The organism is Priestia sp. USM5 (assembly GCF_058323215.1).
In genome coordinates, this window is record NZ_JBSGKN010000001.1 from 348,367 (window position 1) to 365,068 (window position 16,702).

The window sequence follows — 16,702 nt, forward strand, 5'->3', positions numbered from 1 at the left end:
TTAAAATCCTATATTACTGAAGGCAGAAAGGATGAAGTTGGTAGCAATGAAATGGTCTGAAATTTGTATTCATACAGCGCAAGAAGCAATTGAACCCATCTCTCATATTTTACATGAATCAGGAGCTAGCGGGGTAGTCATTGAAGATCCTGCTGATTTAGTGAAGGACAGAGATACAACTTTTGGTGAAATCTATGATTTAAACGTAGAAGACTACCCAGAGGAAGGTGTAGTGATTAAAGCATACCTTCCAGTTAACAGCTTTTTAGCAGAAACTGTGGATGGTATCAAAAAAGAAATTAATGGACTGCTTGTTTACGACTTTGATTTAGGAGCTAACAAAGTTACGATCAGTGAAGTGAACGAGGAAGAGTGGGCCACTGCTTGGAAAAAATATTACCACCCTGTGAAAATTTCAGAGCGTTTTACGATTGTACCAACTTGGGAAAACTATGAAAAAGTAAGCACAGATGAATTGATTATCGAGCTTGATCCCGGAATGGCTTTTGGTACAGGTACGCATCCAACGACGGTTATGTCTCTTCAAGCATTGGAAAGAACAGTGAAAGCAGGAGATACCGTTATTGACGTGGGTACAGGCTCAGGAGTGCTAAGTATTGGCGCAGCCCTGTTAGGAGCAAGTAATGTACAAGCTCTAGATCTTGATGAAGTAGCCGTACGTTCTGCCCGCGAAAATATTGAACTGAATCAAGTTGGAAATATCGTAACAGTAGGTCAAAACAACTTATTGCAAGGCATAGAAGGGCCGGTTGACATTGTTGTGGCGAATATTCTAGCTGAGGTAATCGTTCGTTTTGTAGACGATGCTGCAAAGGTATTAAAGCCAGGAGGCATGTTCATTACATCAGGTATTATTAGTGCGAAAAAAGAAGATGTCAAAAAAGCGTTAACGGAAGCGGGCTTTGCTATTCAAGAAGTAACGCTTATGGAAGACTGGGTAGCAATTATTGCGCAAAAACAAGCTTAACAAGTGAGAAGGTGTCAAGATGCAACGTTATTTTCTGCCAAATGATCAATTTCAAGAGCAAAGTGTCACAGTGATACAAGATGATGCCCATCATATCTCACGCGTCATGAGAATGAATGAAGGATCACAGTTTATTGCCTGTAATGAACAGGGGCAAGCTGCTTTGTGTGAAATTGAAAATATTTCCGCTAACGAAGTGAAAGCATCTATTATAGAATGGATAAGCGAAGAAAAAGAGCTTCCAGTCCATGTTACAATTGTGAACGGTCTGCCTAAAGGGGATAAGCTCGAGCTTATTATCCAAAAAGGGACAGAACTTGGAGCGTATAGGTTTATCCCTTTTATTGCGGCTCGTTCAGTTGTTAAATGGGATGATAAAAAGAGTCAAAAAAAAGTAGATCGCTGGAACAAGATTGCTAAAGAGGCTGCAGAACAATCTCATCGTACGATTGTACCAGCAGTAGAAGCCCCAATTTCTTTTAAGAAACTAGTAGAAATTAGCGGTGACTATACTCATAAAGTTGTAGCCTATGAAGAAAGAGCAAAGCAAGGAGAAACATCTCATCTGCATGCTGTTCTTTCAGCTTTAAAACCCGGCAATTCCGTGCTTGTGGTTGTAGGCCCCGAGGGTGGTTTGACCGAGCAGGAAGTAGAAGTATTAGAAGAAAATGAATTTACAATAAGCGGATTTGGTCCGCGGATTTTACGAGCAGAAACAGCTCCATTATATGCGCTGTCTGCTATATCTTATCAAACTGAGTTAATGAGGTGACGATTATGTCAACAGTTGCTTTTCACACGCTAGGGTGTAAAGTAAATCACTATGAAACAGAAGCAATTTGGCAATTGTTCAAAGGCCAAGGCTATGAGCGTGTTGAATATGAACAAACTGCCGATGTATATGTAATTAATACATGTACGGTAACAAATACAGGAGATAAAAAGAGCCGTCAAGTTATTCGCAGAGCTGTGCGAAAAAATCCAGATGCGGTTATTTGTGTAACTGGATGTTATGCTCAAACTTCGCCAGCTGAAATTATGGCCATTCCTGGTGTTGATATCGTAGTAGGTACACAAGATCGTGTTAAGATGCTTGAGTATATTGAACAATTTAAAAAAGAGCGTCAGCCGATTAACGGTGTAGGAAACATTATGAAAACACGCGTATATGAAGAGCTAGATGTACCGGCATTTACAGACCGTACGCGTGCTTCGTTAAAAATTCAAGAAGGCTGTAACAACTTCTGTACATTCTGTATTATTCCATGGGCACGCGGTTTAATGCGATCTCGTGATCCTAAAGAAGTAGTAGCACAAGCACAGCAGCTAGTGGATGCAGGCTATAAAGAAATCGTGTTAACAGGTATTCACACTGGCGGATACGGAGAAGACATGAAAGATTACAATCTTGCCCAGCTTCTTCGTGATTTAGAGTCTCAAGTAAAAGGATTAAAACGCATTCGTATTTCGTCAATTGAAGCAAGTCAAATTACGGACGAAGTGATAGAGGTACTAGATCAGTCAGAAATGGTTGTACGTCATTTGCATATCCCTCTTCAATCAGGTTCAAATACGGTATTGAAGCGCATGCGTCGTAAGTATACAATGGAGTTCTTTGGCGAGCGCTTAAACCGTCTGAAAGAAGCTCTTCCTGGATTAGCGATTACATCAGATGTGATTGTCGGGTTCCCAGGTGAGACAGAAGAAGAGTTTATGGAGACGTATAACTTTATTAAAGAGCACGGTTTTTCAGAGCTTCACGTATTCCCGTATTCTAAACGTACAGGTACGCCAGCAGCTCGTATGACCGACCAGATTGATGAAGAAGTAAAAAATCAACGTGTGCACCGTTTAATCGAACTTTCAAACCAATTGGCAAAAGAATATGCTTCAACGTTTGAAGGAGAAGTACTGGAAGTAATTCCGGAAGAAAAATATAAAGAAGATCCTGAAAGTGGTTTATATGTAGGATATACTGATAACTACTTAAAGGTTGTGTTTAAAGCGTCTGAAGAAATGGTTGGAAAGCTTGTAAAAGTGAAAATTTCAAAAGCTGGATATCCTTATAATGAAGGTGAGTTTGTTCGCGTGCTAGATGAGGTTCATCTTCAAGATCAGGTGAAAATGAGCTCATAACACTTATTGGAAAGCTGCGTGTTTGCGCAGCTTTTTTCATACGTATAAAACAGCTGAGGAGTAATGTTTTATCAAGAAAGTTCATAAAATAAAGGGGGAATAACTGCATTACTTTATGTAAAGCGGTTGACCTTAAGGAATCATTATATTATAATTGCAAAAGACATGTCTAACATGTCATTTCATTATGATGTTAGTGGTTTTGTTCGGAGGGAGGGAATTAGAATGTCAAGAACAGTTGTTCGTAAAAACGAATCGCTTGAAGATGCTCTTCGTCGCTTCAAACGTTCAGTTTCAAAAACTGGTACGTTACAAGAAGCAAGAAAGCGCGAATTCTATGAAAAGCCTAGCGTAAAGCGTAAGAAGAAATCTGAAGCTGCTAGAAAACGCAAGTTCTAATAAGAGGGTGGATTTATGAGTCTTCTCGAGCGTTTAAATAGTGATATGAAACAAGCGATGAAAAACAAAGAGAAAGAGAAGCTTGGGGTCATTCGTATGGTCAAAGCATCTCTTCAAAACGAAGCCATTAAGTTAGGCACTGACCTAACTGAAGCAGACGAGTTGACGGTTATTTCTCGCGAATTCAAACAACGTAAAGACTCCCTCCATGAATTTGAGAAAGCAGGTCGTCAAGATCTTGTTGATAAAATTCATTCTGAATTAGCGGTTTTAGAAGTTTACGCTCCTAAACAGCTAACTGAAGAAGAGTTATCTGAAATTATTAAAACGACGATTGAAGAAACGCAGTCTTCCTCTAAAGCTGATATGGGGAAAGTTATGGGAGCGCTTATGCCGAAAGTAAAAGGCAAAGCGGATGGCTCTCTTGTTAATAAGCTTGTCCTTCAACACTTATCATAAAAAACACCTTACCTTGTGTAAGGTGTTTTTTATATAGATAATATCCGAACGTATGTTTTGTTTCTCTGGTGCAAAGAATAAAATAGATAAATTTTAAAAAATTTGAAACTATTGTTAAAGTTATTCGTATATACAGATACATACTCATACTATCTATGGAAGGAGGGAAGTGTATTCGGTGAAAACCTTATTTTCTTTCGTGTGCTTTCTTATTTTAGCCACTGGGTTATTCCCCACTATTAGCACCGCTGACGTGAAGCGTGTACACATTATTCCTGTCAATAAAACGGTAGAAAATGGACTGCTTTCTTTTTTAAACAGATCCATTGAAGATGCGGAAAATGACGGTGCAGATTTGATTATATTGGACATAGATACTCCTGGAGGAGCTGTAGATGCAGCTTCTGAAATAGCTAAAAGCTTAACCTCAACACCTATTCCTACCGCTGCTTTTGTCGACAAAAAAGCATTATCGGCCGGAGCGTATATTGCACTTAACGCCGATCAAATTTATATGACACCCGGTTCTACAATGGGATCGGCAGCTGTGATTGACCAACAGGGAAATGCAGCAGGAAAAAAAGCTCAGTCCTACTGGTTATCGGCTATGAAGAGCGCAGCAGAACAAAATAACCGAAACCCTAAATATGCAGAAGCGATGGCAAACACAAAGATGGTCATACCTGAGCTCAACTTAAAAGGAAACGAATTGTTGACGCTAACTCCGAAGCAAGCCGAGCAAGTTGGTTATTCAGAAGGAACTGTAAAAAATTTAGATAATCTCCTGAGCGTGCTTGGCTATGAAGATGCTAAACTGACGTATGCAAAAATGAGTGTAAGTGAACAAATTGCTCGTTTTCTTACCCATCCGCTTGTTGTTCCCATTTTATTATCTATTGGTGCTTTAGGAATTGTAATTGAATTGTTTACGCCTTCATTCGGTATTGCGGGCTCCATTGGAGTAGCTTCACTTCTTTTATTTTTCTATGGTCATATGGTAGCAGGATTAGCAGGAATGGAAGCCCTCGTTTTATTTATAGCAGGAATTATACTGCTTCTATTAGAGATTGTAGTGCCAGGCGGCGTTTTAGGGCTGCTAGGGCTTGGAGCTATCATTTTAAGTTTTTTTATGTCAACAGATAATAATGTCGAAATGGGAATTTCTCTTGTAATTGCAATAGTGGTGGCACTGGGAGGTGCGTTTGTGATGATGAAATTTTTTAAAAGAAAGCTTACACCTTTCAAAAAAATGGTGCTTAATGATTCACTTAATACCGAATCTGGTTATGTATCGAATCAAAATCGGTATGAATTAATAGGAAAACAAGGTAAAACAACAACACCGCTGCGTCCTTCAGGCACCGTGCTCATCGATGAAGAGTATGTGGATGTAGTCACTGAAGGCGGATATTTAGACAAAGATGTGTTAGTGAATATTATAAAAGTAGAGGGATCAAGGGTTGTGGTGCGGAAGCTCACAGAGCCTTTGAAAAAGGAGGACCTTAATTAATGGAAGCAGGTAGCGTATTGTTTTTTGTAGTTATTGGCCTAGCAATTATTGCTTTAGCCGTTTTTTTCACTTTTGTACCGATTATGTTATGGATCTCAGCATTAGCAGCAGGCGTTCGTATTAGTATTTTCACACTGGTCGGAATGAGACTTCGTCGAGTGATACCATCTCGCGTTGTGAACCCGTTAATTAAAGCAAGTAAAGCCGGTTTAGGTATTACCATTAATCAATTAGAAAGCCACTATTTAGCAGGCGGTAACGTGGACCGCGTGGTAAATGCGTTGATTGCAGCGCACCGAGCAAATATTGAGTTAACATTTGAGCGCGGAGCAGCTATCGACTTAGCGGGCCGTGATGTGCTAGAAGCTGTACAAATGAGCGTTAATCCAAAAGTTATTGAAACACCTTTTATTGCAGGGGTGGCTATGGATGGAATCGAAGTCAAAGCAAAAGCCCGAATTACCGTTCGTGCAAACATTGATCGACTAGTAGGGGGAGCTGGAGAAGAAACGATTATTGCCCGTGTTGGCGAGGGGATTGTTTCTACAATCGGTTCACAAAAAGATCACAAAAAAGTATTGGAAAACCCTGATATGATCTCTCAAACGGTTTTAGGAAAAGGGTTGGATTCCGGAACAGCGTTTGAAATCTTATCCATTGATATTGCTGATATCGACATTGGTAAAAATATTGGGGCAGTTCTTCAAACAGACCAAGCAGAAGCAGATAAAAATATTGCCCAAGCAAAAGCCGAAGAACGTCGTGCTATGGCCGTTGCTCAAGAACAAGAAATGCGTGCAAAAGTAGAAGAAATGCGTGCAAAAGTAGTAGAAGCAGAAGCAGAAGTACCATTAGCGATGGCAGAAGCACTGCGCTCTGGCAATATTGGCGTCATGGATTATATGAATATTCAAAACTTGACTGCTGATACGGATATGCGTGATTCAATTGGAAAAATGTCTAAAGAAGACGATGAGAAATAATGAATCAGTTTAACAAGGAGGTTTTCTCCTAATGAATATCGTTGAAACGCTTATTAAACTAATTATTAATAATGCTTTCATTTTTGTCATCATTGGAGGGATTATTTTTAACGTTGTGCAGCGTTTTATGGCTCAGTCAAAAGAGGAAGAACAGCAGCGTTCTAAAAGAGCTCCTATGCCTCCTGTAAACAATCCTTCAAGGCGGGAAAGACCTAGATATCGCCCTGTCAAAGAAGAGCCAAAAACAGCTCGTATGGAGCCAGAAACTGTTCCTTCAGCGGAAACAAATCCTTTGCAAGAAAAACTGGAAGAGCTAAAAAACCGTTCGTATCATGAACCTTCTATTCAAAAGAAAATTGCAGTTGAAAAACCAAAAACAACTAATGAGAAAAACGTTTTTAAGCCCATTTCTCGTAAAGAAGCTGTTCAAGGAGTGATATGGTCCGAAATTCTAGGGCCGCCAAAATCGAAACAACGTAAATATAAACGATAAATAGATGTGATACATTAACCCCCTTTCTCATAAACATGAGATGAAAGGGGGTTCTTTTTATGAGCAAAAAGTGGAGACACCAAATGAAAAGATGGATGACAAAAACAATGGAACTACCCGCTGATGTATTAATGGATCTTCCCCGTATTACGTTAGTTGGACAAATACACATTTATATTGAAAATCATAAAGGTTTATTAGCCTTTTCTGATACTGAAATACGCGTGTTACTAAAACAGGGACAAATGTTAATTCGAGGTGAAGGACTGGTCATTAAAGTAATACTGCCAGAAGAACTGGTTTTAGAAGGTAAAATCAATCAAGTTCTTTATTTAGAACAATAACACAAGGAGGAAAAAAATGAAGAATGGATGGACAAACTTTGTTATTGGTACCGTACGTATTCGAATTGTTGGAAAAGGAATTGAACGTTTTTTAAATAATTGTGTGAGACAACAGATTATGATTTCGAATGTCCATAAAGTTGACGGTCAGCTAGCGACAGCAACGATATTATTGAAAGATGTAAAGAAAATTCGTATACTAATTCGCAACGCAGACTGTAAAATTTATTTTATAAGAGGCCGAGGTTTTCCTTTTTTAACAAAACGAGTGATTAAAAATAGTGGATTTGCTTTAGGTTTTCTTTCTTTTTTTATTATTCTTGGTTTGCTTTCCAACATGGTGTGGAAAGTGGAAATTAGCGGTGCAGAACCACAAACAGAACATCAAATGACGAAGCAGCTGGCCAAAATAGGTGTAAAAAGAGGAGAGTTTCAATTTCTGTTAGAGAGTCCTGAAAAAATTCAGCGCTATTTAACGGATAATATGAACAATATTACCTGGGTGGGAGTAGAAGTGCGCGGCACTTCTTATCACTTCCAAGTGGTTGAAAAAAATGAGCCCAAGCCTCAGCAAAAAACACCTTACCAACATTTAATTGCTAAAAAGAAAGCTATTATTACGAATTTGTTTGTCGAAAAAGGACAACCTTTAGTCAAGGTTAATGATTTTGTCAACGAAGGCGAGGTCTTAGTTTCCGGTATTATTGGAAACGAAAAAAATAAAAAAGTAGTAGCTGCTAAAGGAAAAGTCTACGGTGAAACATGGTATAAGTCTGAGGTGGAAGTGCCTCTAAAAACTGATTTTCAAGTATTAACGGGTAATGGATATACGAAGCACTATTTAGATTTTCAAGCTTTTAAAATGCCTCTTTGGGCTTTTAACAAAGAAAAATACGCCTCAAAGGTGACAGAAAAAGTGGAGCATCCACTCTATTTTTTTAAATGGAAATTACCTCTGTCGTATGAGAAAGTTGCTGTACGAGAAGAACAAAACTCGCAGCGCGTCTATTCTAAACAAGAGGCGGTGGAAAAAGCTTTGGAAATCGGTCGAAAAAAATTACTATCAACTTTAGGTGAGGATGCTAAAATAAAAGGTGAAAAAGTTTTGCACCAAGAACAGGACAATGGTAAAGTTAGATTATCAATACATTACCAAGTTATAGAAAATATTGCGAACACTCAACCAATTATTCAAGGAGATTGATGAATGTCAGAACAGCTAGTAACAATTAACGTACAACTTGATGATTCAAACGAAGCCATTTCATTATTTGGCGTACAAGATGCGAATTTAAAGCGAATTGAAGAAGAAATGCAGGTCTCTATCATTTCAAGAGGTGAGACTGTTGTAGTCTCCGGAAGTACAGAAAATGTTCAGCTAGTGGAAGAAATGCTTAAAAAGTTACTGAACATTATCCGAAAAAATATTTCCATATCTGAACGAGATGTTGTGTATGCGATTCAATTAGCTAAGAAAAATTCTCTTGAGTTTTTTGAAGATGTATATGAAGAAGAGATTGGTAAAAATGTAAAAGGTAAGACTATTCGTGTTAAGACATTAGGACAAAGTCAATACATTTCGTCTATTAAGAAAAATGATTTGGTATTTGGAATTGGGCCTGCTGGTACCGGTAAAACGTATTTAGCCGTTGTCATGGCCGTTAATGCTCTTAAAAATGGTCACGTACAGCGCATTATTTTAACACGTCCTGCTGTTGAAGCAGGTGAAAGTCTTGGCTTCTTGCCAGGAGATCTGAAAGAAAAAGTAGATCCGTACTTGCGGCCTCTGTACGATGCATTACATGATGTATTAGGAACAGAACATACGCAACGCCTAATCGAACGCGGAGTTATTGAAATAGCACCCCTTGCTTATATGCGAGGTCGTACACTAGATGATGCGTTTGTTATCTTAGACGAAGCGCAAAACACCACGATGGCGCAAATGAAGATGTTTTTAACACGACTAGGATTTGGGTCTAAAATGGTGATTACAGGAGATATTTCACAAATTGATTTACCAAAAGGAGCTCAGTCTGGTCTAGCGGCTGTCTCGAAAATCCTGACCAATGTTAAAGGTATTTCGTTTGTTCATCTAGAACAGTCAGATGTTGTGCGCCATCCACTTGTGGGACGCATCATTCAAGCGTACGAACAAGCTGACCAAAAGACCCTTTCTTAATAGGGTCTATTTTTTGTAAAGGGGGTACGTTTGTGTCAACGTTTCGGATAATCAAGCAAACAATGGCACAGATCGAGCGATTACGGTTAATTCAAATTGGGTTATATGCCTTGTTAGGTATAATGATGTTTGCGTCTATGTATAGCAATGTAAAGCCGCAGGAATTAGATCTCAGACTATTGTCTATTTCCCCGCAAACCATTTACTCACCCGTTACCATTGAAGATAAAGAGAGCACAGAGAAAAAACGGGCAGAGGCAGAACAAGCCGTTGAAGATGTGTATACACAAAAAACAGAATACGCACAGAACCAAGTCGATCTTGTTGCATCTATTTTTGATGCGATGATGGAAGTTAATACAGAATATGAAAAAGAAGATCATGAAGATGACAGTATCGATGCCGTATTAAAAACCAAACAAAAAATGTTAGAGGACAAGCTTCCTGAAGACATTCAAAAAAACTTGCCAAAGGATACCATCAAGCAGCTGCTTCAGTCTTCTAACAGTGATTTATCGATTGCGAAAGACGCTGTAGTTACAGCCGTTCATCATGTGATGAAAGATCAAGTGAAGATTAGCGATGTAGAAGAGAAAAAAGACCAGGTAGAAGGTCAGCTTGTTTACACCAATGTCAGCAACTCTCTAAAAGATTCAATGAATGCAATTGCTAAATTCGCTATCATTCCAAATGTGATTTATGATCCCCAAAAAACAGCTGAAAACCGTCAAGCAGCTGTGGAAAAAGTGGAGCCTGTTCGAATTAAACAAGGTCAGATTATTGTAGAAGAAAATCAGCTTATTAATCCTGATATATATCGTCAGCTCCAGCTCGCGGGATTGTTGAATAATAAAGGATCTATTCAGCCTTTTGCGGGATTAGCTTTGCTGATTGTGATGATGATAGCGGGCCTCATTTACTATTTGCGTGAATTTCACACCAAGACATATCAGCCCTTGTTGTTGTATGTATTGGTAGCAACCATTACGATTGGCCTCATGAAAATCTTAAGCGTGTTTCAGCAAATTGATTTATCGGAAATAGGTTTCTTAGCTCCTGTTGCAGTGGGAGGTTTGCTGATTCGAATTTTAATGGATGAACGCATTGCTATTTTATCAAGCATTGTATTTGCTATTTGTGGAAGCATTATTTTTAATGGTGAATTGACAACCTCGTTTAATATGAACATCGGGATCTACTTTTTAATTAGCAATATTGCTGCTATTTTATTTTTAAGCAGGCAGCACAGGCGTTCACGGATTTTGCAGGCAGGTCTATTTGTGGCTATGGTAAACGTAATTATCAGCTTTGCTATTATTTTTATTAAAAATGGCCAAATTGGCACTGTAGAGCTTGGCTATTACAGTATGATGTCAATTGCATCTGGTGTTATTGCTTCCGTTTTAACTATAGGTTTGCTTCCGTTTTTTGAAAGTGGATTTGGCATTTTATCTACGATGAAGCTGATTGAATTATCGAGTCCTAATCATCCGCTATTACGTAAAATCTTAACCGAAACACCGGGAACGTATCATCACAGTGTAATGGTGGCAAACTTATCTGAAGCGGCGTGCGAAACGATAGGAGCTAACGGTTTATTAGCGAGAGTGGGGGCTTATTACCACGATATTGGTAAAACGAAGCGACCGCAGTATTTTATTGAAAATCAAATGAATATTACCAATCCGCATGATAAACTAAGTCCGAAGACTAGTAAAAATATTATAATCGCACATGCTACAGATGGAGCGACCATTTTGCGAAATCACAAGTTTCCAAAAGAGATTGTAGATATTGCAGAGCAGCATCACGGAACGACCCTGCTTAAGTTTTTCTATCATAAAGCACTTGAACAAACAGAAGAAAAAATTGATGAAAAAGAATATCGCTATCCTGGACCAAAGCCTCAGTCGAAAGAAGCAGCGGTTATTTGCATAGCTGATAGTGTAGAAGCAGCCGTAAGGTCAATGTCCAATCCGACTCCGGAAAAGATTGAGAACTTGGTGCGAAATATTATTAAAGATCGCCTGCAGGATGAGCAGCTTAGCGAGTGTAACGTAACGCTCAAAGAACTAGAGTTAATTCGCCAAGCACTATGTGAAACGCTAAATGGGATTTTTCATTCCCGAATCGAATATCCAGAGATAAAAAAAGAGAAGGTGAAGGTATGAGTTTAGTTATTGATTTTATTGATGAAACAAACGAAGTGAGTGAACAGCAGCAAAAAGAGCTTGAGAAGCTGCTTGAAGCCGCTGCTATATATGAAAATCTTCAAGAGGATGCAGAAGTATCCGTTACATTTGTGGATAATGATCGAATTCAAGAAATCAATCATCAATACCGCCATAAAAATCAGCCAACGGATGTAATATCGTTTGCGCTAGAAGAAATGGGCGAAGATGAAATGCAAATTATCGGAGATGAGATGCCAAGAGTCCTGGGGGATATTGTCATTTCGATTCCAAAAGCTCATGAGCAAGCAGAAGAATACAATCACTCGTTTATGAGGGAGCTAGGATTCTTAACGGTTCACGGTTTCTTGCACTTGCTTGGGTATGACCATGAAACATCAGAAGATGAAAAAGAGATGTTTACACGTCAAAAAGATATTTTAGAACAATATGGACTCTCGCGATAAAAAAGGGATAGCTAAAGTTGTCAGTAGCTTTGGTTATGCAATAGAGGGGTTTCTCTATGTTTGTAAAACACAGAGAAATATGCAAATTCACGTAGCAGCTTCTTTCATCGTCCTTCTCTTAGGAGCCGTGCTGTCAATTACAGCTGGTGAATGGACGGTTGTGCTGCTTCTCATTGCAGGCATGTTCAGCTTAGAGTTAATGAATACAGCGGTGGAAAAAGTTGTCGATTTAGTTTCTCCTGAATATCACATACTAGCAAAACACGCAAAAGATGCAGCCGCAGCAGCGGTGTTGGTCTATGCGTGTTTTGCTGTCCTTATAGGAGGAATTATTTTCTTAAAGTATTTGTTTTAAAAAGGATTCTTTTTGGTTCTTTACACCCCCGTGGTATAATAAAAAAGGACAAGTTAAAAGACATGTAGAAGCGCAAAAGGAGAGCGGATAAATGGATAAGACCGGACTGATTGATGAGGCGAAAAAAGCTCGTGAAATGGCTTATGTACCGTATTCAAAATTTAAAGTTGGTGCAGCTTTATTGACCAAAGATGGAAAGGTTTATCGCGGCTGCAATATTGAAAATGCGGCTTATAGCATGTGCAATTGTGCTGAGCGTACGGCTTTATTTAAAGCCTATTCAGAAGGAGATAAAGAGTATGCAGCACTTGTTGTAGTAGCTGATACTGATCGTCCTGTTTCTCCGTGTGGAGCATGCAGACAAGTAATCTCTGAGCTTTGTCCAAAAGAAATGAAAGTTATATTAACCAATTTAAAAAATAACATACAAGAACTAACTGTGGAAGAATTACTTCCAGGAGCATTTTCATCGGAGGATTTACATGAGTAATAATGAATTTAAGTCAGGTTTTGTTTCAATTATTGGAAGACCAAACGTAGGGAAATCAACTTTTTTGAACCGAGTAATCGGTCAAAAGATTGCGATTATGAGTGACAAACCGCAAACAACTAGAAATAAAATTCAGGGTGTGTACACGGAAGATCAGGCGCAAATTGTGTTTATTGATACACCAGGAATTCACAAACCAAAGCATAAATTAGGCGACTTTATGATGAAGGTAGCGCAAAATACGCTTAAAGAAGTAGATTTAATTTTATTTATGATTAACGCAACAGAGGGTTTAGGTCGAGGCGATGAATTTATTATCGAGCGTTTAAAAGATACAAAAACGCCTGTTTTCCTTGTGATTAATAAAATTGATGAAATTCATCCAGACGAATTGTTTTCAATTATCACGAATTATAAAGACTTATATCCTTTCGCTGAAATTGTGCCAATTTCAGCTTTACAAGGAAATAACGTGGAGCGCTTGCTTGATCAAATCAAGCAGCGATTGCCGGAAGGTCCGCAGTATTACCCGGCAGATCAGGTAACAGATCACCCAGAGCGCTTTATTATTACGGAATTAATTCGTGAAAAAGTACTGCATGCAACGAGGGAAGAAATACCTCATTCTATTGCCGTTGTGATGGATTCTATGCAAAGACGAGATAATGGCGCTGTTTACGTCGGCGCTACAATTATCGTCGAAAGAGATTCACAAAAAGGCATCGTAATTGGAAAGCAAGGAAAGATGTTAAAAGAGGTAGGAAGAAAAGCAAGAGCAGACATTGAAGCTCTTTTAGGTTCAAAAGTATTTTTAGAACTATGGGTAAAAGTGCAAAAAGATTGGCGAAACCGAGCGTCGCATCTCCGTGACTTTGGATTTAGAGAAGACGAATATTAATCATTTGAGTTCTTGTTGGCGTCGATTTATACCCCTTCATAAAAGAAGGTAATTTGTAAAAAATTGTGTTACATGATTTTACGTCGGAAGGCTATTCTAAACATAAGGAATTGAAATATGTATCTGATCTTTATGGTTAGAAAGGTGGGAGTTCTATGTTGAATTTTACTTGGAACATTTTTTCACAAACAGGTAGCATTGATACTTATCTCATTTTTAAGGAACTTGAAAATGAAGTGAAAGAAAGACCCGAAACATATGAGGACAACAGCGAAAGTCTCAATTCTCCCTTGTCTTAGCCTTCTGTAAGATGGCGGTGATGATGATTGTTTAAAAAGTGCGAAGGAATTGTCATTCGAACGAATGATTACGGTGAATCAAATAAAATTGTCACCATTTATTCACGTGAACTCGGAAAAGTGGGTCTTATGGCAAGAGGGGCAAAAAAGCCCAGTAGTCGCTTAGCTTCCGTCACACAATTATTTACGTATGGATACTTTTTTATACAAGCAGGTTCAGGAATGGGTACTCTCCATCAAGGAGAAGTTATCTCATCTATGAGAAGCATACGCGAAGATATCTTCACAACAGCGTATGCTTCTTATATTCTTGAATTAACAGATAAAGCTACTGAGAACAATAAACCAAATCCATTTCTATTTGAACTGCTGCACCAAACCATTCATTATATGAACGAAGAGTATGATGCAGAGATCTTAACATTTATTTATGAAATGAAAATGTTAAACGTTCTAGGTCTTCATCCTACATTAAATGAATGTGCAGTCTGCCATCAAGGTGAAGGAACATTTCATTTTTCCATTCGAGAAGGCGGGTTTATTTGTCATCGATGCTTAGAAAAAGATCCTTATCATTTGAAAATTAGTCCGATGACGGTTAAACTATTAAGGCTATTTTATTACATTGATTTAAAGCGGTTAGGTTCTATTTCTGTTAAACCCGAAACAAAAAAACAATTAAAGTTTGTAATTGATCAATATTATGAAGAATATTCAGGATTGTTTTTAAAAACAAAGCGGTTTTTGAATCAGATGGAGTCTTTAAAACAATCGCTCTCTGATAAGAAATAGAAAAGATAATCAGTGATATGCAAGGAATTGCTGTCGCTAGGGTGCCTCGTAGTGTGTAGAGGACACCCTTTTTACTGTGGAGCGAAGGGATAGTTTCGCTTATTGTAAGCGTAATGTCTGCTTTTTTTGAGAAGCCATGGTAAAATAAACGGCATTCTAAAAAGATAAAATGCTAAAATTAATAAGTTATAGCTTTTACTTTTGCTTAAAAAGTATATAATGTTTTATAAATAGTATGTCACATTTAATGATTAGGTGGTGAGTACAATCGAACTGAACAAACGACAAGAACAAATTTTACAAATTGTCAAAGACGAAGGCCCTATTACAGGCGAGCATATTGCAGATCAGCTTAGCCTTACGCGGGCCACGCTAAGACCGGACTTGGCTATTTTAACAATGGCTGGTTATCTAGAAGCGCGACCGCGCGTAGGTTACTTTTACACAGGTAAAACAGGAGCACAGCTTCTTACAGATAAAATAAAAAAAATACAGGTGCAAGAATATCAGTCTATCCCTGTAGTCGTGAACGAAAATGTGTCGGTATATGATGCTATTTGTACAATGTTTCTAGAAGACGTGGGGACCCTTTTTGTAGTGGATGAGAAATCACAGCTAGTGGGAGTACTGTCGCGTAAAGATTTATTGCGCGCGAGTATCGGAAAGCAAGAGCTCACATCTATTCCTGTTCATATTATCATGACGAGAATGCCCAACATTACATATTGTTATCGCGAAGATTTGTTAATTGATATTGCTAAGATCTTAATTGAAAAACAGATTGATGCTATGCCCGTTATTAAAGAGGGAGACGGCAATTTTGAAGTGGTGGGACGCATTACCAAAACAAATATTACAAAATTACTAGTAGCACTAGCAAATGATGAAGTATTATAAGTGAAAAAGGATTAAAAAGGGGATGCACAAAATATGAACAACCCATGTCTTTATGTCATTTCGGATTCTGTAGGTGAGACAGCTGAACTAGTTGTAAAGGCTGCATCAAGTCAGTTCAATATGACGGACTTTGTAATTAAAAGAGTACCTTACGTAGAGGACATTGCAACACTTTCAGAAGTGGTTTCAGTAGCGAAGTTGAACAACGCTATTATTGGCTTTACGCTAGTAAAGCCCGAAATGAGAGAATTTTTAATTCAAGAAGCGTCCAAAAACGGGGTAGAGGTATTTGATATTATTGGACCTTTAATTGATAAAATTCAATCTTCTTATCAACTTTCTCCTCGCTATGAGCCTGGAATGGCTAGAAAGTTAGACGAAGATTATTTTAAGAAAGTAGAAGCGATTGAATTTGCAGTGAAATATGATGATGGGCGTGATCCAAGAGGCATTCTTAGAGCGGATATCGTATTAATCGGTGTATCAAGAACATCTAAAACACCTCTTTCTCAGTTTTTAGCACACAAGCGTTTGAAAGTAGCCAACGTTCCGATTGTACCTGAGGTAGATCCACCAGAAGAGCTGTTTCACGTATCACCTGAGAAGTGTATAGGGCTTACTATCAGTCCTGAAAAATTAAACGATATTCGTAAAGAGCGTTTAAAGTCTCTTGGGCTAAACGATAAAGCAATTTATGCTAATATTGGCCGTATTAAAGAAGAACTTGAATTCTTCCAAGGAATTGTAGATAAGATTGGCTGTGAAGTGGTTGATGTATCCAACAGAGCCGTAGAAGAAACAGCTGGTATCATTCTCAATACCATCAAAAAGAAATAAAC

Annotated in this window: 20 protein-coding genes; all 20 read left to right on the forward strand. The window is 38.3% G+C overall.

Features of this window, described 5'->3' with window-relative positions; translation table 11 throughout:
* The first annotated feature begins 46 nt into the window (after positions 1-46).
* The 20 genes from prmA (at position 47) to ACWATA_RS01870 (ending at position 16,700) form a co-directional block, all read left to right on the forward strand.
* Positions 47-988, forward strand: coding sequence for a 50S ribosomal protein L11 methyltransferase (prmA, locus tag ACWATA_RS01775; protein ID WP_165635204.1), 942 nt, complete (start codon positions 47-49; stop codon positions 986-988).
* 19 nt (positions 989-1,007) lie between these two features.
* Positions 1,008-1,760 (forward strand): 16S rRNA (uracil(1498)-N(3))-methyltransferase, encoded by a 753-nt coding sequence (locus ACWATA_RS01780; RefSeq protein ID WP_033579675.1) that lies wholly within the window; start codon positions 1,008-1,010, stop codon positions 1,758-1,760.
* Positions 1,761-1,765: 5 nt separating this feature from the next.
* Entirely contained in the window at positions 1,766-3,124 is a 1,359-nt protein-coding gene (gene mtaB / locus ACWATA_RS01785; RefSeq protein WP_049166213.1) for a tRNA (N(6)-L-threonylcarbamoyladenosine(37)-C(2))-methylthiotransferase MtaB, read from the forward strand.
* A gap of 225 nt (positions 3,125-3,349) precedes the next feature.
* The gene (gene rpsU / locus ACWATA_RS01790) at positions 3,350-3,523 is read left to right on the forward strand and encodes a 30S ribosomal protein S21 (RefSeq protein ID WP_013059237.1); all 174 of its coding nucleotides are present in this window, start codon (positions 3,350-3,352) and stop codon (positions 3,521-3,523) included.
* Between the two features lie 15 nt (positions 3,524-3,538).
* Positions 3,539-3,982, forward strand: a complete 444-nt coding sequence (locus tag ACWATA_RS01795) for a GatB/YqeY domain-containing protein (protein WP_013059236.1) — start codon at positions 3,539-3,541, stop codon at positions 3,980-3,982.
* A gap of 178 nt (positions 3,983-4,160) precedes the next feature.
* Positions 4,161-5,492: an NfeD family protein gene (locus tag ACWATA_RS01800; RefSeq protein WP_033579677.1), complete on the forward strand. Its 1,332-nt coding sequence runs from the start codon at positions 4,161-4,163 to the stop codon at positions 5,490-5,492.
* On the forward strand, positions 5,492-6,475 hold the full coding sequence (gene floA / locus ACWATA_RS01805) for a flotillin-like protein FloA (RefSeq protein ID WP_028411651.1): 984 nt from the start codon (positions 5,492-5,494) through the stop codon (positions 6,473-6,475). The genes ACWATA_RS01800 and floA overlap by 1 nt, the downstream gene beginning before the upstream one ends.
* Positions 6,476-6,506: 31 nt before the next feature.
* A complete protein-coding gene (locus ACWATA_RS01810; RefSeq protein ID WP_473049557.1) occupies positions 6,507-6,968 on the forward strand; it encodes a YqfB family membrane protein in 462 nt (153 codons plus the stop codon).
* Between the two features lie 59 nt (positions 6,969-7,027).
* Positions 7,028-7,312, forward strand: coding sequence for a sporulation protein YqfC (gene yqfC / locus ACWATA_RS01815; RefSeq protein ID WP_013059232.1), 285 nt, complete (start codon positions 7,028-7,030; stop codon positions 7,310-7,312).
* Positions 7,313-7,328: 16 nt separating this feature from the next.
* Positions 7,329-8,516: a sporulation protein YqfD gene (gene yqfD, locus ACWATA_RS01820; protein WP_016765592.1), complete on the forward strand. Its 1,188-nt coding sequence runs from the start codon at positions 7,329-7,331 to the stop codon at positions 8,514-8,516.
* 3 nt (positions 8,517-8,519) lie between these two features.
* Positions 8,520-9,494, forward strand: a complete 975-nt coding sequence (locus tag ACWATA_RS01825; RefSeq protein ID WP_014458188.1) for a PhoH family protein — start codon at positions 8,520-8,522, stop codon at positions 9,492-9,494.
* A 62-nt stretch (positions 9,495-9,556) separates the two neighbouring features.
* Complete coding sequence (locus ACWATA_RS01830) at positions 9,557-11,665, forward strand: HD family phosphohydrolase (protein ID WP_033579829.1); 2,109 nt, start codon at positions 9,557-9,559, stop codon at positions 11,663-11,665.
* The gene (gene ybeY, locus ACWATA_RS01835) at positions 11,662-12,132 is read left to right on the forward strand and encodes an rRNA maturation RNase YbeY (protein ID WP_033579681.1); all 471 of its coding nucleotides are present in this window, start codon (positions 11,662-11,664) and stop codon (positions 12,130-12,132) included. The genes ACWATA_RS01830 and ybeY overlap by 4 nt, the downstream gene beginning before the upstream one ends.
* Positions 12,116-12,487 (forward strand): diacylglycerol kinase family protein, encoded by a 372-nt coding sequence (locus tag ACWATA_RS01840; protein ID WP_016765589.1) that lies wholly within the window; start codon positions 12,116-12,118, stop codon positions 12,485-12,487. Before ybeY ends, ACWATA_RS01840 begins: the two co-directional genes overlap by 17 nt.
* Positions 12,488-12,578: 91 nt before the next feature.
* Complete coding sequence (locus tag ACWATA_RS01845) at positions 12,579-12,977, forward strand: cytidine deaminase (RefSeq protein ID WP_165635137.1); 399 nt, start codon at positions 12,579-12,581, stop codon at positions 12,975-12,977.
* Positions 12,970-13,875, forward strand: coding sequence for a GTPase Era (era, locus tag ACWATA_RS01850; RefSeq protein ID WP_013059225.1), 906 nt, complete (start codon positions 12,970-12,972; stop codon positions 13,873-13,875). The genes ACWATA_RS01845 and era overlap by 8 nt, the downstream gene beginning before the upstream one ends.
* Before the next feature lie 155 nt (positions 13,876-14,030).
* Positions 14,031-14,174, forward strand: coding sequence for a YqzL family protein (locus tag ACWATA_RS01855; RefSeq protein ID WP_014458193.1), 144 nt, complete (start codon positions 14,031-14,033; stop codon positions 14,172-14,174).
* A 27-nt stretch (positions 14,175-14,201) separates the two neighbouring features.
* On the forward strand, positions 14,202-14,966 hold the full coding sequence (gene recO / locus ACWATA_RS01860) for a DNA repair protein RecO (RefSeq protein ID WP_033579683.1): 765 nt from the start codon (positions 14,202-14,204) through the stop codon (positions 14,964-14,966).
* Positions 14,967-15,224: 258 nt separating this feature from the next.
* On the forward strand, positions 15,225-15,863 hold the full coding sequence (ccpN, locus tag ACWATA_RS01865) for a transcriptional regulator CcpN (protein WP_025750542.1): 639 nt from the start codon (positions 15,225-15,227) through the stop codon (positions 15,861-15,863).
* A gap of 33 nt (positions 15,864-15,896) precedes the next feature.
* Positions 15,897-16,700: a pyruvate, water dikinase regulatory protein gene (locus ACWATA_RS01870; RefSeq protein WP_014458195.1), complete on the forward strand. Its 804-nt coding sequence runs from the start codon at positions 15,897-15,899 to the stop codon at positions 16,698-16,700.
* Positions 16,701-16,702 lie beyond the last annotated feature (2 nt).